Genomic DNA, 25349 nt, shown 5'->3' with positions numbered 1-25349 from the left:
GCACAAGGTAAACATCCAGTGAATGATCACAGTAAGTTTCCTCTCTGTTAAAACAAAGATAAAAAATATTAAAATTAATTAGGTAATTAAGATAGTACCTAGATTAGAGATTTCAGTGTCTTTGAGAACTCTATCCCTTCGTTATTGACAAACCGGACAGGTTTTAAAAACCTGTCCGGTTTACTATACGTGACTATCTTTGTCAAAGTTTAAAACTTTGACAAAGGTTTAGGAAACTTGCAAATTCTGATTTTCAATTTTCACATTAAAACTAATTTCAGCTTTCAGGGCTTTAAAAACTTTTATTATTGTATCTATTGTAGCACTATTTGCACTGCTTTCTAATTTAGAAATTTGTGCCTTTTTCACTCCTATTAATTCTCCTAATTGTTCCTGAGTAAGTTTTCTTTCTTTTCTTGCCGTTTTTATCATTCTTCCTAAAATATCCATACGAAGTTCATATTCATATTGATCTCTTTCAGGTGCACCAATTACTCCAATATATTTATCTTTCATTTCAGAAAGGGAATATGATTTAATTGCTGTCTTTTTCATAATTAATTTTACTTATTTTCAAAATAATGAATTCTTATTTTATTAGCTCTTTGAATTTCATTTAAAGGAATCTTATCAACTTTTTTGATAAAACCATGAGTAGCAAAACTAAAGTTTCTGTATTATCTGTTTTATCCCAAAATGCCAACAATCTTATTTGAACACCTCCAAATCTCACTCTAAATTCCCAAATTTCATCTTTTAATTTTTTAAACAACCTTGGGTCGTGTTTTTTTCAGCTAAATCAATATTATAAAATAATTTAGTGATCATTTTTCTGTCAAGTGTTGATATAAATTTATCAGCCTCTTCTAAAAATTTTGTTTCAAAATATTTCATTCAAATTGCATATAACAAAAATACCACAAAAGTTTCTAAATTTAGAAACTTTTGTGGTATTTTATATTTATTAATTCTTTGTTTACATACTCGTTATCAAAGCTTGAACGAGAACAAAGATAATAGATTATTTCTTATTTCTCTTAATCCAAAACAAGCCTCCCAAAACAGAAACAGGCGCAAAGACAAAAATTGCCAGCAATTGTGTCCAGGAACTACCACTCGATTTAAAAAGTGAAAAAGCGGCAAAACCAGCCATTATAATAAAAAGCACATAATTGACTTTTAAGTTTCTCGTCTTTGAAATTAATTGAGCGACTAATCCGCTTACAAACGAAAAAACAGTTCCGTAAACAAATGTCAAAACCATAAATAGCTTCGAAGCATCTCCATGCGGATTAACTCCCGAAAATCTAAAAAGAAATATAGAGCTAATTACAAAAATTGCATACCCAAGTATAACCCCTAATATTTGCCTTATCATGACTTAAAATTTTAAAACAATTAAAATCAATTAACTACAAAGTATAAAATTACTAAAATCAACACACAAAATAAAAATCCGAAAAATTGAATTTGCCTTCGTTGACGATAATTAATCTCAAAATTTTCAGGATTTATATAATGGGCAGCAAAAATAGCCGGATCAATTGTCATATCTGATCTGAAATGTACCACTCCCAATAAAAATGCCCGAATCAATTCGGTACGATTGGAATAAAATGCACCAAAAAAATGTTTTCCCATGAAAGTATCAGTATGAATTACTACTTTATTTTCTAATAAAACTGGCCACGAAAACTGATCAATAACCGATTTATGAGGCGTTCTGGAATTAATGTCATATTTCGGCGCCTCGAAAAAATATTCAAAACTTTCCTTTTTGGCAAAACTATCCCAAGGCAAATCTTTTACGATATTGCCATTAAATTTATTTACATATCTAATGCCTTTTTCATTGATTATAGTAGTGGTATATCTGGTTTTTCTATAATAAAAAGCTAAACCGGCTAAGCTAACAAAACCAAATAGAAATAGTAAAAAAGCAAATGTAGAGGCAATTTCGTCCAATCCGCTTTCTTCAAAAGAATGTGTTGCAAAATAAATCGCTCCGGCAAGAAAAAAAAGCAAAAATAATATTACAAACACACCTAGCAAAGCATCTAAAAAAAGAATTGGCTTCGAAGTAATAGATTTAAAGGGCGGAAGTGATTTTTTTATCTGATTTTGCATTTTTAAATATATGATAAAATAATAAAAGAAGAAACCCGACAGAATTTAAAATCTGTCGGGTTCTTAATAAAATAATATAATCTTAATGACTCAAATTTTCTATTTCTTTCGGATCATGTTTATGTTTAAATAAAATAGCAAAAGCAATTGCAATAACTAAAGCATAAGCTGCAAATGACAACCAGATGGTATGCCAGTCTTTCATTAAAATTGGATTTGCAAAAACTCCATCTGTAGAAATTGAGTTCCCCTGACTTTTTACAAATTCTAACATTTTTGAGTTTGAAGAATCTGTTTGTAAAAACCCAGCTAATTCACTTGTATTTGAAAATGATTTTGTAAAGAAACGATCGATTGCCCAACCCGAAGTTAAACTTCCTAAAACAGCTCCTACTCCATTAGTCATCATCATAAACAAACCTTGTGCTGATGAACGTATTTTAGAATCGGTATTGCTTTCTACGAATAACGAACCTGAAATATTAAAGAAGTCAAATGCCATTCCGTAAACGATACATGACAAAATAATCATCCATAAACCTGTCACAGGATCTCCAAAAGCAAATAATCCGAAACGTAAAACCCAGGCAAGCATACTAATAAGCATTACTTGTTTGATTCCGAAACGTCGTAAGAAAAACGGAATTGCCAAAATAAACAAGGTTTCAGAAACCTGAGAAATTGACATAATAATTGTTGAATATTGTATTACAAAAGAATCTGCATATTTTGGAAAATGTTTAAACTCATCTAAGAACACATCTCCGTAAGCATTTGTTAATTGTAAAGCTCCTCCTAAAAACATAGAGAAAACAAAAAACAAAGCCATTTTATAGTTTCCGAATAACTTAAAAGCCTCTAAACCTAGCGTTTCTGTTAATGAAGCATCTTCCTTGGTCAATCTTTGCGGTTCGCATTTTGGCAATGTAAAAGCATAAATTCCAAGAATTAAAGCTCCAATTCCTGCAATATAAAATTGATATTCTGTTGCTTTACTTCCACTTAAATTAGTAATCCACATTGCGGCAATAAAACCAATAGTTCCCCAAACGCGAATTGGCGGAAAATCTTTTACAATGTTTTTATTATTTAATTTTAATGAAGTATACGAAATTGAATTACTCAATGCAATTGTTGGCATATAGCAGCACATTGCTGCAAGCATGACATAAATAAAATTATCTGGAGTTGTAACTTGCGCAATACCAAATAAAACTAAAGCATAAGATATATGCAAAAAACCATATAATTTTTCGGCATTTACCCATCTGTCAGCAATAATTCCGGTTAAAGTAGGCATAAATAAAGAAGCAATTCCCATGGTTCCGAAAACAAGACCAAATTGGGTTCCTTCCCAATTTTTAGTTCCAAACCAATAATTTCCAATTGTTATAAGCCAGGCTCCCCAAACAAAAAATTGAAGAAAGCTCATTATAATCAACCTGTTTTTAATGCCCATATGATGAAGTTGTCTTTAAAATAATAAATGAAGCGGTAAAACTACCATTAAAAATGTTATCTACAAAAAATTAAACCGTTTTAACAACGTCATTTATTAATTCTAAAACAGCAGCAAATTGTTCTTCTCTGCTTAAGTAAGAATTATCTATTTCAATTGCATCATCAGCAATAATTAAAGGAGAATCTTCGCGGTGTGTATCTATATAATCTCTTTCTACTACATTTTTTAAAACATCTTCATAAGAAACATTGTCTCCTTTTTGCTGCAATTCGTCAAAACGTCTTTGTGCGCGTGTTTCGGCGCTGGCAGTCATAAATATTTTAAGTTCTGCATTTGGAAAAACTACAGTTCCTATATCCCTGCCATCCATTACGATAGCTTTATTTGTTCCCATTTCCTGTTGTTGTTCCACTAATTTGGTACGTACTTCAGAAACCTCGGCTACTTTGCTAACAAAACTGGAAACCTCAATTGTTCTAATTGGCTTTTCGACGTTTTCACCATTTAAATACATCTCAGCAAAACCTAAATCAGCATTGTATCTAAACTCTAATTGAATTTTTGGCAAAGCTTCAATTAAAGCTGATTTATCAAAAAAATCAGTACCAATAAACTCATACTGCATTGCAAAATAAGCCACGGCACGATACATTGCTCCAGTATCTACATAGACATATTCAAGTTCTTTTGCCAATTGTTTTGCCAAAGTGCTTTTTCCTGTTGATGAAAATCCGTCGATAGCAATAGTAATCTTTTTCAATGTTTTATGTTTTAGTTTTTATTGTTATATGAGTCTTCAATAATAAATGCACATCAAAATATTAGATTCTGATGCATCAATTATTTTGGCTATTCTTTCAAAGTATTTTTTATTGACCATTGGACAGCCATAACTGTTGCAAATGTAGCCATCTTTCTCGTTATATGGAACATCATAATAATAATGAAAAACAATATCACGTTTAAGTTTTTCATAGAAATACAAAAAAAAACTTTTATAATCAAAAACAAAAAAAACTGTTTTTAGATCATAAAAGATTTATGTGAGTTTATTTTATCCAGGCGAATAAAGTTTTAGTAGTAAATATCTAAAACTATTTTCGCTTTAGAATTATCAATTATTTTTTCTATTCTTTTAAAAAACTGTTCATTAACCATTGGGCAGCCTTTGCTGCGGGATATATAATAATCTTGTTCTTCCTCAGGAACTGCAGAATAATGATGCAAAACTATTGCTCTTTTTAAAGCATTACTATTTGTTTCATCTAATCCGTTTAACCTATAAGCTTTTCCGAAAATTCCTTTGTAACATTTTTCGACAGAATATCTGCCTAATGCGGTACAGTTAGAATTTGGTTCATTGCTGAATTTTAATTCCCCCCTAACCTGAGTTTCAGAGCCTGATCCGTGTGCTACAAGTCCCTGGTCAAGAATTTTATTGTTCACAAGATCGTAAACAAAAAAACGATTTTTACCTGACTTTATTCTCATATCTACTAAAAAAGCGATCTTTTTATTGTACTTCGAATCAGTACTAATCACTTCTTTTATTTCATTTAACTGATAATTAAATCTTTCGATTTCGGCATCAGTCATGTTTTCATTTTTAAAATTTAATTTTGAGGTATTAAAAAAACCTGCAGTAACAAAAAGAATCAAATAAAATAGCTTCATAAATTACCTAATTATTGAAAGTTTAAGATTAGTCCAAAAAGACTTGAATTACCCGCTAATGTGTATCGTGAATATGAATAATTAAATTTTAAACGGTTCATTCTTAAACCGAAACCCAAAGAAATACCCGAGAAATTACGCTGATCATTAATTCTCAATTCCTCACCTCTTCTAAAGTTGTACCCTAAACGTAAATTAACTGCTTTTTGTGGAAAAAGTTCTGCGCCAATGACAACATGTCTTAAAGCATTATTTACAAAAGAAACTTTCTCTTCACTTGTTGTTCCGTCGATATTGGTTTCACCACGCACGGGATTCGAAAAAGAAACATTCCATTGTTGTAAATTTTCTAAAGAAAGATGCCACCGCAGTGGTACATGCTCTAATTCTTGCGACAATCCTGCAATGATTTCAAGTGGCAATTTTTCATGTATTCCTGAATATGTTGTAAACTGAGTTCCAATATTTCGGATTACCAATGCGAAATTCAAATCATTTCTTTCCACTATATATAAAAAACCTAAATCAATCGCACCTCCAAATGAATTATAACTTTCTAATGTTGAAGTTATCAACTTTGCATTAACTCCAACATGAACATCTGTAAATGGTATATTGTATGCATAACCTAATGATAACGCTGCTTCACTACCTGTAAAGTCTGAAGTTGCCTGTCCATTTTCATCGTAACCTTCAAATGTTCCGTAGTTAATATAGCTTATTCCGGCATGAAAAGTTTGCACATGTCGATCATAAGTATAAGCATAAGAGGCAGTTCCATAAGATGCTTCTCCATAATAACTCCCATAATTCATAGCCAGATGATTGTCCATATCTGCATTTAAAGTAGCTGGATTAAACATGACCTGATTAACATCTTCATCATAAATCGTGATCGTTTTACCACCTAACGCCGCCTGCCTTGGTGATGTCGTTAAATTTAGAAATTCATAGGTGTAGCGCCCACCAATTTGCCCGAAAGAAACCGAACAAAACAGTATCATAAAAAATAAAACAAAATGTTTTACCATATTTTTTTTGGCGTTCCTATATGGGAATAACGCAAGGACAAAGATAAAATTATATAACTTATAAAATAATTTTATATGAAATTCCAAAAAGAAAATTCCAAATTCCAATTGAGAGAAAATCCCAACAATTAAATTCCAAATTCAAAACTGAGGAAAAAGAAATTCCAATTGAATCAATGCTAAAAAAAATTTTCAAAAGAAAATTCCAAATTCCAATTGAATTAAATTCAAAAAAAATCCAAATCCCAATCTTTAAGTAAAGTTTGGAATTTGGAATTTAATCCCGATAGCTTTCGGGCTGGAATTTACAATTGAAATTTTTATTTCAATGTTTTAGCATTTTTAGCATTTTGATCTGTCAGAGCCAAAGCCAGAACTTCGCTCATTTCTTTCACATAATGAAAGCTAAGACCTTCTAAATATTCGGCTTTAATTTCATCAATGTCACTTTTATTTTCGTGACATAAAATGATTTCTTTAATACCAGCTCTTTTTGCCGCTAAGATTTTTTCTTTGATTCCGCCAACAGGTAAAACTTTCCCACGAAGAGTAATTTCTCCTGTCATGGCAAGACTTTTCTTTACTTTCTTTTGTGTTAGTAATGAAACCAATGAAGTTAGCATTGCAATACCTGCACTTGGTCCGTCTTTTGGTGTTGCACCTTCGGGAACGTGTAAATGGATGTTATATTTTTGAAATAACTCTACACCTAAGCCCAATTTTTTAGCATTTGCTTTAATATATTCCAAAGCAATTGTTGCAGATTCTTTCATTACATTTCCTAAGTTTCCGGTAATTGTTAAAGCACCTTTTCCTTCAGAAATTAAAGATTCTATAAATAAAATATCCCCGCCAACACTTGTCCAGGCTAGACCTGTAACAACTCCTGCAACATCATTATTTTCATATTTATCACGCTCTAATCTTGGCACACCCAAAACAGTTACAATATCTTCATCTGTAACCTTTTTGTTGTACTCCTCTTCCATCGCAACTGCTTTTGCAGCATTACGAATAACCTGAGCAATTTTTGTTTCCAGGTTACGTACACCAGATTCACGTGTGTAACCTTCTACGATTTTCTCTAATTGTTTTTTTCCAATTGTCAAATCTTTTGCGGTTAATCCGTGTGCTTCTAATTGTTTTGGGAATAAGTGTCTTTTTGCTATTTCTACTTTTTCTTCAATTGTATAGCCTGACATTTTAATTACTTCCATTCTGTCACGCAATGCTGGCTGAATCGCCGACATATTGTTTGAAGTGGCAATAAACATCACTTTAGATAAATCATAACCCATTTCAAGGAAATTATCATAAAAAGCATTGTTTTGTTCCGGATCCAAAACTTCTAATAAAGCTGAAGACGGATCGCCGCTATTTCCGCTTGATAATTTATCTATTTCATCTAAAATAAAAACAGGATTTGATGTTCCGGCTTTTTTCAAACTTTGTATAATTCGGCCCGGCATCGCACCAATATAGGTTTTTCTGTGTCCGCGAATTTCTGCTTCATCACGTAAACCACCTAACGAAATACGAACATATTCACGTCCTAAAGCTTCGGCTACAGAACGGCCGATAGAAGTTTTACCAACTCCCGGAGGACCTGTTAAACAAATAATTGGTGATTTCATATCGTTACGGAGTTTCAATACGGCCAAATGTTCGATCATTCTTTTCTTCACTTCTTCAAGTCCAAAATGATCTTTATCTAATATTTTCTGAGCAAATTTCAAATCAAATTTATCTTTAGAATATTCGCCCCAAGGCAATTCTAAAAATAACTCAAGATAATTTCTTTGAATACCAAAATCCGGCGATTGCGGATTCATTCTACGCATTTTAGACAATTCTTTTTCAAAATGTTTTTGCGTTTTTTCATCCCATTTTTTGGTTTTCGCTTTCAATCCCATTTCGTCCATTTCTTCCTCTTGCGAAACGCCTCCCAATTCTTCCTGAATGGTTTTCATTTGCTGATGAAGGAAATACTCACGTTGCTGCTGATCTAAATCAAAACGAACTTTTGACTGAATGTCATTCTTCAATTCTAATTTTTGCAGCTCAACATTCATATAACGTAATGTTTCAAGTGCACGTTCTTTTAATCCGTTTATCGACAATAAATCTTGTTTTTCTTTTACCGATAAGTTCATATTCGAAGAAACAAAATTGATCAAAAACGACTGGCTTTCAATGTTTTTAATGGCAAAAGTTGCTTCTGAAGGAATGTTTGGACTTTCTTTTATAATTTGAATTGCCAGTTCTTTTACAGAATCTAAAATGGCCGTAAATTCACTATCGTTTTCTTCAGGACGTTTTTCTTCAACTTCTTTAATAGTTGCTGTTAAATAAGGTTCTTCTGAAACAACCTGGTCAATTTCGAAACGTTTTTTTCCTTGTAAAATAACCGTAACATTTCCGTCAGGCATTTTTAAAACGCGTAAAATTCGGGCTACAGTTCCTATTTTATGAATATCATCTTTTGATGGATCTTCGTCTTCTTCGTTAATTTGAGAAACAACGCCAATTATTTTCCCACCGGCATTTGCATCATTAATTAATTTAATTGATTTGTCTCTTCCTGCAGAAATCGGAATAACGACACCCGGAAATAAAACGGTATTACGTAAAGGTAAAATTGGTAACGAAAGCGGAAGCTCTTCATTGTTCATTTCCTCTTCGTCTTCCGGAGTTAATAATGGAATTAATTCTGCTTCTGAATCAAATTCCTGAAGTGACAGATTGTCAATAGTAAGTATTTTATGATTTGACATAATATTATATAAGTCGTTTTGTCATTAAAAGTTAAATCCTAACCGCAAAGTTAACCTTAAATACAGCAGTTTTTGTTAAAACTTTAATAAGTGTTTCATTTACAAGATAGACCATAAAAATAGACAATCATTGTGCCAAATGCAAAAGAGTCAGCCTTGAAATTATCTTTTTACTTTTATTTATCTTTTATAAAATCCCGGATATAAAAAAACCCGAAATTAATTTCGGGTTTTTGTTTTATTATGAATTCTCTATTATTTTAAAGAATAAGAAACTAATTCGCTAACTGTACTTCCAGAAGTCATTTTGATTAGACCAACATCTTTGGCAACCCAATATTCTACGGTTACAGAACTTGCTGTTTCCCCTTCCATTTTTGTTTCCATAAGAAATTTAAATTTAATTACATCCTTATATGAAACACTATTAACGGTTGCTGTTGCGCCTTTTTCTAAAATTGTACCTGTATAGTTAACATTTAATTTTATTACAGGAACTCCCGGGAAATCAAATGAAGTTTCTTGTGTATAACTTCCTGTCCAGGTTTTATTTACTTCTAAATAATCCTTCAAGAAAATGAATTCATAACCACTTGTTTTACCTGTAATACCATTTGCATTGTATATCACATCGGCAATTTTAATAAAATAATCTCCTTTAACTTTTTTGATGGCAGCAGTAGCACTCCCTAATCCTCCATCCTGAGCAAGTGAAAACTGATTGAATTTGAAATAAGTGTCGTCATTTACTTTTTCTGAACTAACAATTTTCATTGTACTTTCTGTTCCGTTTTGATCCATAACCCATTGGTTATTAACCGCCGTAGGCCAATAATCACCTGTTGAAGTTTCTGCAGTATTTTCATTATCCGAATCATTCGAACAAGAAATAAATAACGAACTTGACATCAATAATGCCAATAAAGCAATACTTTTAATTTTTCTCATGGTTAAATTTGTTTTTAGTGCTCCAAAATTAACATAAAAAACGATTTTTTTAGCATTTTTTTAACAAACTAATTCTTCAAAACCGACAATTTCGCAACACACTATATTTCAATAACTTAAACTTAAAAATTAGAAAAATAAAAAAAACAATATCGAAATAAACTTAAAATATTTTTTAGAAAAATTAATCAAAACTGTAACAAACCAAAAAAAGCCAAGTCATTATAAAAAACTAGCAACCATTACTTGAATATAACCAATCAAAATATCGAAGAATTAATTGCGCTTTGCAAATCAAATAATCAAAAAGCGCAATTTGAAGTTTACAATCGTTACTGTAAAGCGATGTATAATGTGGCTTACAGAATTGTAAAAGACGAACATTTTGCACAAGACGTCATGCAGGAAGGTTTCTTGAAGGCTTTTACAAAAATTAACGATTATAGACAGGAAGTAGCCTTTGGAGCATGGCTTAAAAAAATCATTATTAATTATAGTATTGATTTTTATAAAAAGAATAATGCTTTTCAAATGGATGACCTGAATAAAACATTGTATAAAATTGAAGAAGACGATAGTGTTTTTTCTGAAAATATAGACTTGGAGTCACTTAAGGTGAAACAGGTTTTAGATACTATTTCAGGTTTAAAAGATAATTATCGAATGGTTTTGACACTCTTTTATATTGAAGGTTATGATCAGGAAGAGATTAGTGAAATCTTAAACATTAGTTATGCAAATTGCAGAACAACATTAAGCAGAGCTAAAGAAAATTTACGAAAAAAATTAGAGGATATATGAAATCGCCACTAAAAACGAGTTTGTGCAAACAAACACAAATAAATAAAAGGCGATACCATACATCACCTCTAAAGAATAAAATTTAGATATATGAAAAAGGAAAATGACAATTTAGACGGGTTATTTAAAAAATTTGAGAATCAATGGGATGTTCATGAAATGAGTTCTGATCATCAGGTAGATTTTTTGAATAAATTGAATAAAAAACAGCCACAGAAAAAAAATTATGCCGGTTGGGCCATTGCGGCTTCGATAGCTTTATTATTAGGAATTTCTGTTTTGTATAACAATAACCAAAAACCTAAGGAATTCAAATTTGCATCACAGGAAACCAAACGCACTGATTCTATTTTTAATATTTTAATCGAAAATGAACTTGTTAAATTAAAAGAAAAAAGTTCTCCTGAAAATGAACAAATCATAAATGATGCCTTAAAACAAATGAAAGTTTTTGATGCTGATTATGAAAAAATCATAAAAGAGGTTCAGAAAAACGGTGAAAACAAGCAAATCATTTATGCAATGATTAGCAATTTGCAAACCAGAATTTCCTTTTTACAGACGGTTTTGCAGCGCATCGAAGAAAATGAAAATTTAAAAAACACAACTCATGAAAAAACATTATAACATACTTATCTTATTCATTTTAATTCCTTTTTTAGGTTTTTCTAACAATGATGACACGGTAATTTCGAAACAGAAAAACATCAAAAAAACATATATCGTAAATTCGAATGCAGGAATCGATATCGAAAATAAATACGGAAACATTACTGTAAGTACCTGGGATGAAGATAAAATTGATCTTGATATTACTATAAAAGTAACGGGAGGAAATGAAAACTGGGTCAATGAAAGATTAAATAGTATTGATGTTGATATAACTGCCTTAAAAAGCTTGGTTTCCGCCATTACCAAACTTGGAAATTCTTCTATAAAAAGCGGTGGAAGCAGCAATAGCTTTGAAATTAATTATGTGATTAAAATTCCGAAAAACGGAACTGTAAAGCTGGATAATAAGTACGGTAATATTACAACACTGAGCTTAGAATCTAGTACGGATATTTCGTGCAAATACGGTAAAGTTAATTTAGGAAAACTAAACGGATCAAGCAATCGTGTTCATATCGAATATTGTCAAAACTCAACTATTGACTATATCAAAAACGGAACTATTGAAGCTCGTTATTCTGGTTTGAAAATCGTTGATTCGGGTAATTTGAATTTAGATACCAATTATACAGATTTGGTTATAGCCGAAGGACAAAATATAAAATACGATTGCAACTATGGGAACTTTAAGTTTCAAAAGATAAATTCGTTCTCGGGATCAGGAAATTATCTGACGGTTAATATTGCCGAAATTTCAAACAGTATTAATCTGGATACTAATTATAGTAAAATTAATATTTCAACAATAACAAATAAGGCTAATAATGTAAATATTAACTCAACTTATTCTGATGTAGCTTTAGGATATGACACTAATTACTATTTTGATTTTGATATTAATACGAGATACGGAAATATTAAAAGCGATAATTCTCTGGATGTTTCTGTTAGTGAAAGCAAAAGCACAAGTAAAAGAATAAGCGGTTATAATAAGAAAAAAGGCCAGAACAAAGTAGTTGTCAACTCTAATTATGGCAGCGTATCATTAATCAAAAAACAATAACTTAATCAATCAAAAAATGAAAAAATCAATTCAATTATTAGTTTTCGGCGCATTTATAATGGGGTTCATTGCAAATGCACAATCATCAAAAATAAAAGGAAATGGCAAAGTGGTTACAGAAACGAAAACTACAGGAGATTATGATGCTATAAAAGTTGCGGGTTCTTTTGATATAAATCTTGTAGCGGGAAAAGAAGGAAAGATTATCCTTAAAGGAGAAGAAAATTTATTATCTGTTATCAAAGTTGAAGTCGAAGATAATACTTTAAAGATTTATGTTGATAAAACATTTAATATCCAGTCAACTTCTAAAATTGAAATTACAGTTCCGTTTGAAAAAATTTCTGCTATAAGTCTCGCCGGTTCAGGAGATGTTAAAACAAAAGATCAAATTAAAAGCGACACTTTTGCAGCAAAATTATCAGGTTCAGGAAACTTTAATTTAAATGTCAATTCTAATGATTTTCAATTGAATTTAAGCGGTTCTGGAGATGTTACTTTAAAAGGTTCTGCAGATAAATTTACTTCCAAACTTGCAGGTTCAGGAAATGTAAACGCTTCTGATTTCAAATCTAAAAATGTTGAAGCCAATGTTGCCGGTTCAGGAAACAGTATTGTAAACTGTGAAGGAAATTTAACAGCGAGAGTTTCAGGTTCAGGAAATATTAAATATTTTGGAAATCCTGAAAAACGTGACGTAAAAGTATCAGGATCAGGAAATATTAAAAAAGGTTAATTCAAAAAAGCTCAATAATAAAAGAATTTCAAAATCATCATCAATCAGATTTCAAAAAAGCAACACAGTCGCTTTTCTTTTATTATTGAGCTTTAAATATTCAATATAAGGTGTTTTATTAATTTAAAACGCCTTTTTTTGGCACTCTGCGTAATAATAAAATACCTACTGTAAAGAATATACCTAATACTACAATTGCATATCTTGGGCTTCCGGTAATTTGATCAATGGCGCCGTAAACACACATTCCAATTACAATTCCTATTTTTTCGGCAACATCATAAAAACTAAAAAAAGATGCTGTATCATCAGATTCCGGTAATAATTTAGAATAAGTAGATCGTGATAAAGCCTGAACTCCTCCCATTACAAATCCTGCCAATGTAGCCATCGCATAAAAATGTATTGGCAGCCAGATAAAATAAACAATAACACAAAAAATTACCCAAATAGAGTTTATGACAATTAAGGTTGGAATATTGCCATATTTTGCCGAAGCTTTTGAAGTTAGAACAGCTCCAATAACGGCAACTAATTGTATTAGTAAAATACAAATAATTAAACCTTTAGTACTTGCAGCCTGAGATGGCCAGTCAATTTCCTGAGCACCAAAGTATGTTGCTGCAATCATAACAGTTTGTACTGCCATACTATAAACAAAATAGCTGCTCAAATATCTTTTTAATGAGATGTTTTCTTCCAGTAATTTCCATACTTTTTTTAATTCTTTAAAACCATTGAAGATTACATCTTTATTTACTTTTTGATCTTCTTTTTTATTTCCTTTTGGTAAATAGTAATAGGTATATTGGCTAAAGCCGATCCACCAAATTCCAACCATTAAAAAGGAGTAACGCATTGCTTTCATGGCAGCTTCGCCTTCAGTTCCTGTTATGCCAAAAATTTTCGGTTTCATGATCATTGCAAGATTAACGATCATTAAAATAACGCTTCCTATATATCCTAAAGAATATCCTTTGGCGCTTAATTTATCTTGCTGTTCAGGAAAAGCAATGTCAGGCAGGTAGGAATTATAAAAAACCAAACTTCCCCAAAAACCAATCAATCCTAAAAAATAAAAAAGTAAGCCGATGTAGATGTTTTCAAGGTTAAACCAATACAAACCCATACAGGACAAAGCTCCCATATAGCAAAAGAATTTCATAAATGTTTTTTTATTTCCCACATAATCCGCAATACCAGATAATAATGGTGAAATAAAAGCAACAACCAAAAATGCCGCAGCAGTAATAAAACTTATCAAAGCAGAATTTTTAAGATTCATTCCAAAAACATCTATATAATGATCTTTGTCTGAAAATAATGCTTCGTAAAAAATTGGAAAAACGGCCGATGAAATCACTAATGGATAAACTGAATTTGCCCAATCGTAAAAAGCCCATGCATTTAATAATTTTTTATCTCCTTTATTTAAATCTGCCATATTTTATGATTTTGTTGCTAAATTATTTCTTTTTTTCTACAATTGGATATAATATTCATAAATCGTACATTATTAAATTATTATTTAATCGCAATTAATTGACTTAATGATAAATACAAAAAAAAGCTACTCTGAAAGAATAGCTTTTATAAATTTTATATAAGAAATTTTTGTTTATCTGATGACACCCACTTTTGCAGCTGTTGCTCTTGCATCAGGAATTAATGCTTTTAAGTTTGCAATTCTTGTTGCGTCAGAAGGGTGTGTACTCATAAATTCAGGAGTTCCAGATCCTCCAGATTTGGCAGACATTCTGCTCCAAAATGCAATTGAATCATCTGGATTGTAACCTGCAATTGCCATAAGCGTTAATCCTATTTTATCTGCTTCACTTTCATTGCTTCTGCTAAATGGAAGCATTACTCCTACTTCAGAACCAACTCCGTAAGCTTGCGAAAATATGGCTCTTGTTGACTCAGATTTACCGCTTGTTGCAGCATCCAAAGCTACACCTCCAATTTGCTGCAATTGAGCTGCACTCATTCTTTGTGCTCCGTGATTGGCCAATGCATGCGAAACTTCATGCCCCATAACAGTTGCTAAACCTGCTTCATCCTGAGTTATTGGCAAAATTCCTGAATAAACCACGATTTTACCTCCTGGTAAACACCATGCATTTACTTCTTTATTTTCTACCAGTTTATATTCCCAACGGTAATCTTTTAAATATTGTGTTTGTCCTAAAAAAGTTAAGTATCTTTCTGCAGCAGCTTTAATTTTACTGCCCACAAGGTCTACTCTTTTAGCATCTGCAGTTCCTGTTATCACTTTATTTTCTGCGATAAAAGCATTGTACTGTTGAAATGAAGTTGGAAATAACTCGCTGTTTGATACAAAGTTAAGAGTTGATTTTCCTGTTACAGGATTTGTCGCACATGCAGCAAATAAAAGTGCCGCAAAAGCGGTTAAGAAAAAGTAATTTTTCATGATCATAGATTTTAATATAAAATAAAAATACAATTATTTTTAATAGGTATTTTTATATAATTAAAACGAAACGTATCATAATTATTATTATTGTCCAATAATATGCAATTCGGTAAATTCTTTATCAATAATTAGGAAATAATTTTCTTCAAATCTTTCACTATCAAATTCTACTTTTTCGTTATCAATCTCTATTTCAGTTACTTTGAATGGCAATCCAATTAAATTAATTTTATATCTACTGTATGGTGTATCGTATTTTCCTTCTTTATGTAATTGAATAATAAGCTCTTTTTCTTTTCCAATGGTTCTAAAAGATAAAAAGCTGTAACGCCCTTTTTTATAATCGTAACCATCCTGAGCATCTTCATAAACTACTGATTTTTCTTTACCATTTTTATAATATAAATCCAGCGTTAATTCATCAAATTCAAGTTCGCCTACATATTGCTGTACAGGATATTTCGGGATAATTGCTCCTGCTTTTACAAAAACCGGAATTTCATCAAATTTGGTATCGATCCAAACTTCTCTTCCGCCGGTTGTAAACTCATTTGTCCAGTAATTGTACCATTCTCCTCTTGGAATATACATACGTCTTCCTAAAGAATTAGGTTCCAGAATTGGGCATACTAATATTTGATTTCCAAAGATAAATTCATCGTTACGATAATGTGTTTGGGTATCATCCTGATCGTAATAAACCAATGGTTTTAGCATCGGGATACCTTCTTCTATATATTGCCAAAACATGGTATACAAATAGGGCAAAAGCTGATAGCGTAAACTCACAAATTTTCGGGTAATATTGATCACTTCTTCATCAAAAGCCCATGGCTCCTGATTGCCGTGATCTCCGGAAGAATGCGTTCTGCAGAAAGGATGAAAAACACCCAACTGAATCCAGCGCGCATATAATTCTCCTGTTGGCTGTTCTGCAAATCCACCAATATCAGAACCTGTAAAGCCCATTCCTGAAATACACATTCTTTGTACCTGAATATTGGCAATCCATAAATGTTCCCAAGTTGCTACGTTATCACCTGTCCATGATGATGTATAACGCTGTGCACCAGAATATGCCGATCTTGTAATTACAAAAGGACGTTTAGGATATGCAAAACGCTTTACACCATGATAAGTGGCACGAGCCATTTGTGTACCATAAATGTTGTGTGCTTTTCTATGGCTACAAGGATTTCCATCATACATATGACGCACATCCATTGGAAACGTTTTATTGGGAACTTCCATAACAGCAGGTTCGTTCATATCATTCCAAACCCCTTTTACACCAAAGTCCGAAATTAATTCTTTAAACAAGCCTGCCCACCATTCTCTAACTACCGGATTTGTATAATCGGGAAAATTACATTCTCCCGGCCAGACTTTTCCTTTCATGTACGGTCCATCTGCTCTTTTACAGAAATAATCTTTTTCAAGAGCTTCCTGGTAAACCCAATAATTTTTATCAATTTTAATTCCCGGATCGATGATTACAATTGTTTTAAAACCATCTTCGGCTAATTCTGCAATCATTCGTTTCGGGTCCGGAAAATATTCGCTGCTCCAGGTAAAACATCGAAAACCTTCCATATAATCGATATCCAGATAAATGGCATCGCATGGAATTTTTAATTCCCGAAATTTTGAAGTGATTTCTTTTACTTTACTTTCCGGATAATAACTCCATTTGCATTGATGGTAACCCAAAACCCAAAGTGGCGGTAATTCTGGTTTACCTGTTAAATCAGTATAAGTTGTAACAACATCCTGCATTTGAGGACCGTAAATAAAATAATAGTTCATTTCACCTCCTTCGGCCCAAAAACTGGCTACATTTCTTCTTTCCTGACAAAAGTCAAAGAAAGTTCTGAAAGTATTATCAAAGAATATCCCGTATGACTGTTTGTTGTGCAAACCAATGTAAAAAGGAACAACTTTATATAATGGATCTTGTTCTTTTTGAAAAGCGTATTGATCTGTCGCAAAATTTTCTAATCTTTTGCCTTTTAAATTCATTTGTGTGGCTTTGTCGCCAAGACCGTAAAAACATTCTCCATCTTTGGATGATTTACTCATTTTTACGATATTCCCACCATATTCATAACTTTCTTCCCAATGAAAACCAAGCTCATCTTCAAGAATCAGAAAATCATTTAAATCATAAATAGACAAACGAAGATCTTGTTTTTGAATTTTACACTTTACTTTACTGGTTCTTATTTGAAAATAAGTTTCCTCTTCGGTTAATTCTAAAAAATTGTAACCGTGCAATTGTGTTTTATCTATTGCGTATGAAAAGTCATTGCTAAAATAACCTTTTGTAGTAAATCTAAATCGAATTAAACTGTCTCGAAGAATAGTGACTTTTAAGATTACTTTGTTGTCTGTATGAAAAAAGATGGTATCTCCTTCATGTTCGTGCGAAACAATTTTTGATGGATATAAATCGCCTTTATACTCTAGTGCTGTATTTGTAATCATACGCTAAATGAATTAATTATAGAACTCCAATCTTTATCTCAAACATACAAAAAAACTTAATAAGCCTCTCTGAATAAAAGGATTATTCACGAAAACGATTTTTCTGAATGACTATTAAATTAGATCTCAAAAAATCAGGAAATCGATAATTTAAGAATGCAAAACTGATAAAATTGCATTACGAAATAAAGATTAAATTTTTATTGAAAGGAATAAACCGTAACACTTAAGGGAGGTAAAGTTAATTCTACAGAATAATCTCTTCCATCATAAGAAACAGTTTGAACTTTTAATGTTTCTGAATTTCCTACTCCGCTTCCACCATATATAATAGAATCGCTATTAAAAATTTCTTTTAATTTTCCTTTTTGCGGAATTCCAATTCTATAATTTTCTCTTATCACTTGTGTGAAATTACAAACAACAATTACATTTTCTTTCTCGTTATTTCCTTTCCTGATATAAGACAAAACTGCATTTTGATGATCTGAATAATTTATCCATTCAAAACCTTCGCCAGTAAATTGTTTTTCATATAATGCAGGATGAGTTTTATATAAATGATTCAAATCTGTGATTATCTTTTTTATGCCTAAATGATAATCATATTGAAGTAAATGCCAATCTAAACTTTTCTCAAAATTCCATTCATCACTTTGCCCAAATTCTGACCCCATAAACAATAATTTGGTTCCGGGATGAGTAAACATATATCCGTATAATAAACGTAAATTGGCAAACTTTTGCCACTCGTCACCAGGCATTTTATTGGCAATAGATTTTTTTCCGTAAACCACTTCATCATGTGAAAATGGCAACATAAAATTTTCTGTAAAAGCATACGTCATAGAAAATGTCAAATCGTTTTGATGGTATTTGCGATAGACGGTTTCTTTCTGAAAATATTTTAAAGTATCGTGCATCCAGCCCATCATCCATTTCATTCCAAAGCCTAAACCGCCGGTAAATGTTGGTCTTGAAACCATTGGAAAAGAAGTACTTTCTTCTGCAATTGTCTGAACTCCGTCAAAATTGGCATAAATAACTTCATTAAATTCTTTGAGAAAACTTATAGTATCCAGATTTTCTCTTCCTCCAAAAATGTTAGGTTCCCACTCGCCTTCATTTCTCGAATAATCAAGATATAACATCGAAGCTACGGCATCAACTCTTAAACCATCAGCATGATAATTTTGCAGCCAAAAAACAGCATTACTTATTAAAAAAGCACGAACTTCATTTCGTCCGTAATTAAAAACCAAACTTTTCCAGTCAGGGTGATAGCCTTTTCTACGATCCGGATGTTCATATAAATGAGATCCATCAAAAAAACCTAAACCATGCGCATCATCAGGAAAATGTGACGGAACCCAGTCTAAAATAACGCCAATTCCGGCCTGATGCAACTTATCAACCAAAACCATAAAATCCTGAGGTTTTCCAAAACGGGAAGTTGGCGCAAAATATCCTGTTAATTGATATCCCCATGATGGATCGTAGGGATATTCCATAATTGGCATGAATTCAACATGTGTAAATCCGGTTTCTTTTACATAATTAACCAAATCATCCGCAAGTTCTAAATACGTTAAAAACCGATTTTGATCACCTCTTTTCCAAGATCCTAAATGAACCTCATATACAGAATAAGGCTTATCCAGCTTATTACTTTCCTGACGTGATTTCATCCAGTTTTCGTCTTTCCAGTTATAATCCAAATCCCAGACAACCGAAGCCGTATGAGGTGGTTTTTCACAATATAAAGCAAAAGGATCTGCTTTTTCGGTTACAACACCATCAACATTAGATTGAATTTTATATTTATAAAGTGCTCCTTTTTCTATATGTGGAATAAATCCTTCCCAAATACCGGAAGAATCCCATCTAACTTGCAATAAATGTTCTCCTTGTGTCCAATAATTAAAATCACCAACAACAGAAACTGATTGTGCAGTTGGAGCCCAAACGGCAAAATAAACACCTTTTTCTCCATTGACTTCAATTAAATGTGCTCCTAATTTTTCATATAATTGGAAGTGCTTTCCTGCTTTGAATAAATCAATATCAAAATCAGTAAATAAAGAATGCGTGATTACTTTAGACATATTTGGTTTTTAAGGCAATAATTAATTTTGAAATTTTATTCAATTCTGAAATTATCTGAGAGAATTGCGCCTTTCTTAATAACTACAATTCCATCTTTTATGCTGTATAATTCATTGGTAAAATTATCTAAATGTTTTCCTCCGCTAATGTGAACATTATTTCCAATTCTCACATTTTTATCAATTAGGGCATTTTGAATAAAACAATTCTCTCCTATTCCAACATGAATTTTATTAATATTGTTTTCATGATTCAGTTCATCAAGATCCTGATAAAAATCATTGCCCATAACGTAGCAATTCTCAATAACAGTTCCTTGTCCGATTCTGGAGCGAATTCCAATAACCGAACGTTTAATTTCTTTAGCATTGATAATACAGCCTTCAGAAATCAAGGATTGATTTATAATTGAATTTCTAAATTTTGACGGAGGTAGTAATCTTGGCCTAGTGAAAATCTTGTTTTCATTATCAAATAAATTAAACTCGGGAATATCATCAGTTAAACCGATATTAGCCTCAAAAAAGGAATCAATGTTACCAATATCTGTCCAATAACCTTCGTATTGATAACTTAAAATTTTATGCTTTTTGACGGCCTCAGGAATAATTTCTTTCCCAAAATCTTTTGTTTCAGGATTACACATTAAATCCACCAGCAATGATTTATTAAAAATATAAATTCCCATTGAAGCCAGGTATTTTTTACCTTTTCCCCTCATTTGATCACTTACTTCAGATTCCCATTCAGGTAATAATGAAGCATTTGGTTTTTCTATAAAAGCCTCAATACGATTTTCATGATCTGTTTTAAGAATTCCAAATTCTGGTGCATCTTTAGCATTTACCGGTAAAGTTGCGATAGAAATTTCGGCATCAGCAGCGATATGTGCTTCTAACATTGCGTTAAAATCCATTTGATACAACTGATCACCAGATAAAATAAGAGCATGATCAAATTCGTGTTTCAAAAAATGCGGCATACATTGACGCACAGCATCGGCTGTTCCCTGAAACCATGTTGGATTATCAGGTGTTTGCTCTGCAGCTAAAATATCAACAAATGATTGACTAAAAATACTGAAATTGAAAGTGTTTTTGATGTGAGCATTCAAAGAAGCAGAGTTAAACTGTGTCAGGACAAATATTTTGAAAATATCTGAATTGATACAATTTGAAATTGGAATATCCACCAATCTATATTTTCCTCCAATTGGTACTGCAGGTTTTGATCTCGTTTCTGTTAATGGAAACAAGCGGGAACCTTGTCCTCCTCCTAAAATAATGGCAACGACATTTTTCTTTTTAAATTTCATTTTTCTCAATTATTAGGTTGTATATCTCTATATATTCTTGGCAAACTCTTTCCCAGGAATGATCAATGCTCATTCCTGTTTTTATAACTTTATTGAAGTTTATTTTATCATCGTATAATTTTACAGCGCGATTTATAGAATAACAAATATCCCCAACCGAAGCCTGATCGTGACAAATCCCGTTACCATTATCCCCAAAATCGACTACAGTATCACGCAGACCTCCCGTTCTTCTGACAATCGGAATTGTTCCATAACGCAACGCATACATTTGATTTAATCCACATGGCTCAACTCTTGAAGGCATTAAAATATAATCTGATCCAGCATAAATTAAATGCGCTAATTCTTCATTATAACCAATGAAAACATTGTAATTTCCTTTATAATCATGACGTAACTGCATTAATTGTTCTTCAATTAGGGAATTTCCAGAACCCAAAATCAAAATATTAATATTCTCAAAATTTTCCGATAAGGCCAATGCAGCAGCCTGAGGCAATAAATCTCCTCCTTTTTCCTCAAATAAACGCCCAATAAAACTAAAAAGAGGTTTTGTCGGATCTAATTCAAATTGTTCACAAAGGCTTTCTTTGTTTTTTTGCTTTCCAAATTCAAAACTATCTATCGAATAATTTTGTGTAATCATTTTGTCTTTAGAAGGATCCCAAACTTCAATGTCGATTCCGTTTAAAATACCTTTTGATTTACTTCGAACCGAATTAAATAAAGATTCTAAACCATTTGCTGAATAATTTATTTCGTTTAAATAACTCGGAGACACAGTAGTAACAGCGTGTGCACATTTAACACCAACAGCCAATGAATTCAAAGAACTTCCCCATTCCAGAAAGCCAACATGAATTAAATCGAATTCAGGTAAATAATGCAGTTTATCAAAACCAAACCAGCCTTGATATAAACCGTTATGAATTGTAATTACCGTTCTTACATTTTTTAATCCTTCATATTTATAAGCATATTTTAGCAGGAACGGAATTAATCCAGTATGATGATCATGACAATTTATTACATCAGGAATTGTTTTTCTGGCTAAAAGCCAATCTAAGGTTGCAATTTGAAAAGAAAAAAAACGCTCAATATCATCTTCATATCCATAAACATTTGGTCTTTCAAATAGTTCCTTAATTTCTATCAGATATAATTCATAACCGAGTTTATCTGAAGTTTCTTTTAAAACACTAAATGGAAAATCAAAATTTCCTAATTTAACATTTCCCCAATGGACACATTCAAAGTTATTTTCTTTTCTGAATTTTGTATCATAACAAGGAACTACAACTCTAACGAGGTTACCCGCAGCGGCTTGATATTTTGGTAACGCACCTACAACGTCGGCCAAACCACCAACTTTTACCATTGGATAACATTCTGCACTGATATGAAATATTTCCATGTTAAAAATTTATAAGGCTAATAGTAAAATTAATTCTCAAATTATTTTTTAAGTAAGCATTTATTAATATGTTACTTTTATGTTTTTTAAATTTAGGAAAAAATAAGCAAAATTACGCCTTGAAAAAATATTTATTGATATGTCAAAAAACACAACTAATCCTACTAAATCATTAAAAATTCCACAGTTTATCATTTTATCCTGTAAAATATGTGCTTTTATTTCAACTAAATTGGTTACCATTTATACTGCGAAATTATTTACAACGCCAATAAAACATAAAGTTCCAAAACGGGAGTTTGAAATGGATCAAAAAAGTATTCAAAATACAATCTATGTTCCACAAATTCATAAAAGCGTAGTTACTTATAAATACGGCGAAAGTGATCGCAAAATTTTATTGGTTCATGGATGGTCAGGGAGAGGAACGCAACTATTTAAAATTGCTGATGAACTTTTAAAATTGGGGTATTCCACGATTAGCTTTGATGCACCCGCACATGGAAAATCTAAGGGAAAAACTACCATTATGTCTGATTTTATTGCAGCGATATTAGAAATTGAAAAACAATACGGAATTTTTGAGGTTGCTATTGGTCATTCCCTTGGCGGAATGTCAGTACTAAATGCAATTAAGGATGGTTTACAAGTAAATAAAGCGGTAATAATTGGTAGTGGAGATATAGTGCAGGATATTTTAGATGATTTTATTGCTAAACTACATTTAAAGCAGGAAATTAGTGAACGATTACGTAATCTGTTTGAAGAGAAATATCAGGTAAAAATGGACGATTTCTCCGCATACAGAGCAGCGCAAAAAATACAAATTCCAGTTTTGGTAATACACGATAAAGATGATCCCGAAGTTCCTGCAAAAGCAGGAATACATATTCACGAGCAACTTAAAAATGGAATTTTATATATTACTCAAGGTCTCGGGCACCGAAAAATTCTTGGAAATCAAAATGTGATAAAAAAGATATCAGAATTTATCTAAAGTGCTTAAATTTGTGTTAGTTACATTTTTAATTGTATAATTCTAAAGAAAACAAAATGGATTTATTTGGAGAAACATCTGATTGGGAAAGTAAATTAAAACCTCTTTTGAAAAAATATAAAGGAAAAAGACACCCTTTAGATTACCAAAATATTTATCAATTGTTGGTGATGGTAGTTCTATCTGCACAAGATTCTGATGCAAATATTAATAAAATTGCTCCACCATTATTCGAAAAATATCCCACTTTGAATAGTCTGTCTAAAACTGATTTAGAGACATTTACTCCCTATATAAGTAAGGTTCGGAATTACCCAACAAAAGCACAATGGCTTCTGGAGATTGCTAAGCTTATTAAAAATGATAAAGACATACCTTTAAATATGAAGGACTTAACAGCTTTAAAAGGTATTGGTAGAAAATCTGCAAACGTGATTCTACGAGAAAGTCACAAACCAGCAGAAGGAATAATTGCAGATTTACATGTAATACGAGTAAGTCCACGAATTGGTATAATAAAAGAAAGTAAAGATGGAAATAAGGTTGAAAAAGATCTTATGCAGGCATTACCTAAAAAAATATGGTCAGAGATAGGAATGGCTCTCTCCTTCTTAGGACGGGAAACCTGCAGACCTAAACCAAAATGCGAAGAATGTCTAATCGCGGATTCTTGTCATTACTATCTAACAGAAGTAATATAAATATTATTTCCTTCTGGTATCAATTAAATAGATAATCTTCCATGAATCTTTTTCTTTGAATAAAGTAAAAGCATTAACTCCCGAGTGGCTCAATTTATCATTTAAATAAAATTCATACGGAGTCCAAACATGCGCCATACTACCATCAATCTGGATATTATAATTCAAGATTTTCTCATGAAATTTTAAATTAGGAGGTATTGAAACAATAGACTTGTAGAATTCCTTTATATTCTCTTCAGTTAATTTATTTCCTTTGGTTACACTTTCACTAATAGATTGGAGAATAAGTTTATCAGAACAAACTGACTTCAATTTAATTGTGTCTTTTTGATGAAAGGCCTCAAAAAAAAATTCAATGACTTTCTTCACATCCTGCTGTTGTGCATTTGAAGATAACCCTGCAAACATTAAAATTATAATGAAATGTATTCTCATAATTGACATTTTTTCTTAAACTCAAACTGACTTGTTTGACACAAATATATTAAAAGATAGTTTATGATGAATAAATTTTGTTATTCCACATTTTAGAGTTGCTCAGGATAGCGCATGAAAAAACTCTTATAAACAAAAAACCCTATCCGTTTTGGATAGGGTTTTTCAAAGAAAGGCGACGACATACTCTCCCACATAACTGCAGTACCATCTGCGCAGGCGGGCTTAA

At 31.7% G+C, this 25349-nt stretch carries 22 protein-coding genes; 6 read left to right on the top strand and 16 right to left on the bottom strand.

Features of this window, described 5'->3' with window-relative positions; genetic code table 11:
• Positions 1-228 precede the first annotated feature (228 nt).
• The 9 genes from SD960_RS23490 to SD960_RS23445 form a co-directional block, all read right to left on the bottom strand.
• Positions 229-555 (bottom strand): helix-turn-helix transcriptional regulator, encoded by a 327-nt coding sequence (locus SD960_RS23490; protein ID WP_318806307.1) that lies wholly within the window; start codon positions 553-555, stop codon positions 229-231.
• Between the two features lie 466 nt (positions 556-1021).
• Positions 1022-1378 carry a hypothetical protein gene (locus SD960_RS23480; protein WP_318806306.1) on the bottom strand — a complete coding sequence of 119 codons (357 nt, stop codon included), beginning with the start codon at positions 1376-1378 and terminating at the stop codon, positions 1022-1024.
• Positions 1379-1404: 26 nt separating this feature from the next.
• Positions 1405-2127 carry a hypothetical protein gene (locus SD960_RS23475; protein WP_318806305.1) on the bottom strand — a complete coding sequence of 241 codons (723 nt, stop codon included), beginning with the start codon at positions 2125-2127 and terminating at the stop codon, positions 1405-1407.
• A gap of 82 nt (positions 2128-2209) precedes the next feature.
• Complete coding sequence (locus SD960_RS23470) at positions 2210-3586, bottom strand: nucleoside permease (protein ID WP_318806304.1); 1377 nt, start codon at positions 3584-3586, stop codon at positions 2210-2212.
• A gap of 70 nt (positions 3587-3656) precedes the next feature.
• A complete protein-coding gene (gene cmk / locus SD960_RS23465; RefSeq protein WP_318806303.1) occupies positions 3657-4349 on the bottom strand; it encodes a (d)CMP kinase in 693 nt (230 codons plus the stop codon).
• Positions 4350-4663: 314 nt separating this feature from the next.
• Positions 4664-5263 carry a murein L,D-transpeptidase catalytic domain-containing protein gene (locus SD960_RS23460; protein ID WP_318806302.1) on the bottom strand — a complete coding sequence of 200 codons (600 nt, stop codon included), beginning with the start codon at positions 5261-5263 and terminating at the stop codon, positions 4664-4666.
• 11 nt (positions 5264-5274) lie between these two features.
• Positions 5275-6294: a type IX secretion system protein PorQ gene (gene porQ, locus SD960_RS23455; RefSeq protein ID WP_318806301.1), complete on the bottom strand. Its 1020-nt coding sequence runs from the start codon at positions 6292-6294 to the stop codon at positions 5275-5277.
• Between the two features lie 320 nt (positions 6295-6614).
• Positions 6615-9068, bottom strand: a complete 2454-nt coding sequence (gene lon, locus SD960_RS23450) for an endopeptidase La (protein ID WP_318806300.1) — start codon at positions 9066-9068, stop codon at positions 6615-6617.
• A 255-nt stretch (positions 9069-9323) separates the two neighbouring features.
• The gene (locus SD960_RS23445; protein WP_318806299.1) at positions 9324-10016 is read right to left on the bottom strand and encodes a hypothetical protein; all 693 of its coding nucleotides are present in this window, start codon (positions 10014-10016) and stop codon (positions 9324-9326) included.
• A 246-nt stretch (positions 10017-10262) separates the two neighbouring features.
• Here SD960_RS23445 and SD960_RS23440 point away from each other — a divergent pair, with 246 nt between their 5' ends.
• From SD960_RS23440 to SD960_RS23425, 4 genes are all read left to right on the top strand, one after another.
• On the top strand, positions 10263-10817 hold the full coding sequence (locus tag SD960_RS23440; protein ID WP_318806298.1) for an RNA polymerase sigma factor: 555 nt from the start codon (positions 10263-10265) through the stop codon (positions 10815-10817).
• Positions 10818-10907: 90 nt separating this feature from the next.
• The gene (locus SD960_RS23435; RefSeq protein WP_318806297.1) at positions 10908-11444 is read left to right on the top strand and encodes an anti-sigma factor; all 537 of its coding nucleotides are present in this window, start codon (positions 10908-10910) and stop codon (positions 11442-11444) included.
• Entirely contained in the window at positions 11428-12492 is a 1065-nt protein-coding gene (locus tag SD960_RS23430; RefSeq protein ID WP_318806296.1) for a hypothetical protein, read from the top strand. The genes SD960_RS23435 and SD960_RS23430 overlap by 17 nt, the downstream gene beginning before the upstream one ends.
• A 16-nt stretch (positions 12493-12508) precedes the next feature.
• The gene (locus SD960_RS23425; RefSeq protein ID WP_318806295.1) at positions 12509-13228 is read left to right on the top strand and encodes a head GIN domain-containing protein; all 720 of its coding nucleotides are present in this window, start codon (positions 12509-12511) and stop codon (positions 13226-13228) included.
• Between the two features lie 118 nt (positions 13229-13346).
• Here the strand turns inward: SD960_RS23425 and SD960_RS23420 are convergent, their stop codons facing one another.
• The 6 genes from SD960_RS23420 to SD960_RS23395 all read right to left on the bottom strand — a co-directional run bounded on the left by SD960_RS23420 (position 13347) and on the right by SD960_RS23395 (position 22984).
• Positions 13347-14672 carry an MFS transporter gene (locus SD960_RS23420; protein ID WP_318806294.1) on the bottom strand — a complete coding sequence of 442 codons (1326 nt, stop codon included), beginning with the start codon at positions 14670-14672 and terminating at the stop codon, positions 13347-13349.
• 174 nt (positions 14673-14846) lie between these two features.
• Positions 14847-15659, bottom strand: coding sequence for a M48 family metallopeptidase (locus SD960_RS23415; protein ID WP_318806293.1), 813 nt, complete (start codon positions 15657-15659; stop codon positions 14847-14849).
• 87 nt (positions 15660-15746) lie between these two features.
• Entirely contained in the window at positions 15747-18146 is a 2400-nt protein-coding gene (locus SD960_RS23410) for a glycoside hydrolase family 31 protein (RefSeq protein ID WP_073398098.1), read from the bottom strand.
• A gap of 200 nt (positions 18147-18346) precedes the next feature.
• Positions 18347-20251 (bottom strand): 1,4-alpha-glucan branching protein GlgB, encoded by a 1905-nt coding sequence (gene glgB, locus SD960_RS23405; protein ID WP_318806292.1) that lies wholly within the window; start codon positions 20249-20251, stop codon positions 18347-18349.
• A gap of 35 nt (positions 20252-20286) precedes the next feature.
• Positions 20287-21567: a glucose-1-phosphate adenylyltransferase gene (locus tag SD960_RS23400; RefSeq protein WP_318806291.1), complete on the bottom strand. Its 1281-nt coding sequence runs from the start codon at positions 21565-21567 to the stop codon at positions 20287-20289.
• Positions 21557-22984, bottom strand: a complete 1428-nt coding sequence (locus tag SD960_RS23395; protein WP_318806290.1) for a glycogen synthase — start codon at positions 22982-22984, stop codon at positions 21557-21559. The genes SD960_RS23400 and SD960_RS23395 overlap by 11 nt, the downstream gene beginning before the upstream one ends.
• Positions 22985-23123: 139 nt before the next feature.
• Here SD960_RS23395 and SD960_RS23390 point away from each other — a divergent pair, with 139 nt between their 5' ends.
• The gene (locus SD960_RS23390; protein ID WP_318806289.1) at positions 23124-23981 is read left to right on the top strand and encodes an alpha/beta hydrolase; all 858 of its coding nucleotides are present in this window, start codon (positions 23124-23126) and stop codon (positions 23979-23981) included.
• 56 nt (positions 23982-24037) lie between these two features.
• Positions 24038-24682 (top strand): endonuclease III, encoded by a 645-nt coding sequence (locus SD960_RS23385; RefSeq protein ID WP_318806288.1) that lies wholly within the window; start codon positions 24038-24040, stop codon positions 24680-24682.
• Between the two features lie 3 nt (positions 24683-24685).
• Here the strand turns inward: SD960_RS23385 and SD960_RS23380 are convergent, their stop codons facing one another.
• Entirely contained in the window at positions 24686-25120 is a 435-nt protein-coding gene (locus SD960_RS23380; protein WP_318806287.1) for a nuclear transport factor 2 family protein, read from the bottom strand.
• Between the last annotated feature and the right edge of the window lie 229 nt (positions 25121-25349).

The sequence above is a fragment of the Flavobacterium sp. MMLR14_040 genome (assembly GCF_033657265.1).
Classification (GTDB): domain Bacteria; phylum Bacteroidota; class Bacteroidia; order Flavobacteriales; family Flavobacteriaceae; genus Flavobacterium.
This window is presented reverse-complemented; position numbering and strand designations above follow the sequence as displayed.

What these genes read in the sequence shown, in the direction of transcription:
- SD960_RS23380 (WP_318806287.1), bottom strand. Translation starts at nt 25,120, where the DNA reads ATGAGAATACATTTCATTATAATTTTAATGTTTGCAGGGTTATCTTCA.
- lon (WP_318806300.1), bottom strand. Translation starts at nt 9,068, where the DNA reads ATGTCAAATCATAAAATACTTACTATTGACAATCTGTCACTTCAGGAA.
- SD960_RS23445 (WP_318806299.1), bottom strand. Translation starts at nt 10,016, where the DNA reads ATGAGAAAAATTAAAAGTATTGCTTTATTGGCATTATTGATGTCAAGT.
- glgB (WP_318806292.1), bottom strand. Translation starts at nt 20,251, where the DNA reads ATGTCTAAAGTAATCACGCATTCTTTATTTACTGATTTTGATATTGAT.
- SD960_RS23475 (WP_318806305.1), bottom strand. Translation starts at nt 2,127, where the DNA reads ATGCAAAATCAGATAAAAAAATCACTTCCGCCCTTTAAATCTATTACT.
- SD960_RS23425 (WP_318806295.1), top strand. Translation starts at nt 12,509, where the DNA reads ATGAAAAAATCAATTCAATTATTAGTTTTCGGCGCATTTATAATGGGG.
- porQ (WP_318806301.1), bottom strand. Translation starts at nt 6,294, where the DNA reads ATGGTAAAACATTTTGTTTTATTTTTTATGATACTGTTTTGTTCGGTT.
- SD960_RS23410 (WP_073398098.1), bottom strand. Translation starts at nt 18,146, where the DNA reads ATGATTACAAATACAGCACTAGAGTATAAAGGCGATTTATATCCATCA.
- SD960_RS23415 (WP_318806293.1), bottom strand. Translation starts at nt 15,659, where the DNA reads ATGAAAAATTACTTTTTCTTAACCGCTTTTGCGGCACTTTTATTTGCT.
- SD960_RS23435 (WP_318806297.1), top strand. Translation starts at nt 10,908, where the DNA reads ATGAAAAAGGAAAATGACAATTTAGACGGGTTATTTAAAAAATTTGAG.
- SD960_RS23420 (WP_318806294.1), bottom strand. Translation starts at nt 14,672, where the DNA reads ATGGCAGATTTAAATAAAGGAGATAAAAAATTATTAAATGCATGGGCT.
- SD960_RS23470 (WP_318806304.1), bottom strand. Translation starts at nt 3,586, where the DNA reads ATGGGCATTAAAAACAGGTTGATTATAATGAGCTTTCTTCAATTTTTT.
- SD960_RS23430 (WP_318806296.1), top strand. Translation starts at nt 11,428, where the DNA reads ATGAAAAAACATTATAACATACTTATCTTATTCATTTTAATTCCTTTT.
- SD960_RS23400 (WP_318806291.1), bottom strand. Translation starts at nt 21,567, where the DNA reads ATGAAATTTAAAAAGAAAAATGTCGTTGCCATTATTTTAGGAGGAGGA.
- SD960_RS23390 (WP_318806289.1), top strand. Translation starts at nt 23,124, where the DNA reads ATGTCAAAAAACACAACTAATCCTACTAAATCATTAAAAATTCCACAG.
- SD960_RS23385 (WP_318806288.1), top strand. Translation starts at nt 24,038, where the DNA reads ATGGATTTATTTGGAGAAACATCTGATTGGGAAAGTAAATTAAAACCT.
- SD960_RS23480 (WP_318806306.1), bottom strand. Translation starts at nt 1,378, where the DNA reads ATGATAAGGCAAATATTAGGGGTTATACTTGGGTATGCAATTTTTGTA.
- SD960_RS23395 (WP_318806290.1), bottom strand. Translation starts at nt 22,984, where the DNA reads ATGGAAATATTTCATATCAGTGCAGAATGTTATCCAATGGTAAAAGTT.
- SD960_RS23490 (WP_318806307.1), bottom strand. Translation starts at nt 555, where the DNA reads ATGAAAAAGACAGCAATTAAATCATATTCCCTTTCTGAAATGAAAGAT.
- SD960_RS23460 (WP_318806302.1), bottom strand. Translation starts at nt 5,263, where the DNA reads ATGAAGCTATTTTATTTGATTCTTTTTGTTACTGCAGGTTTTTTTAAT.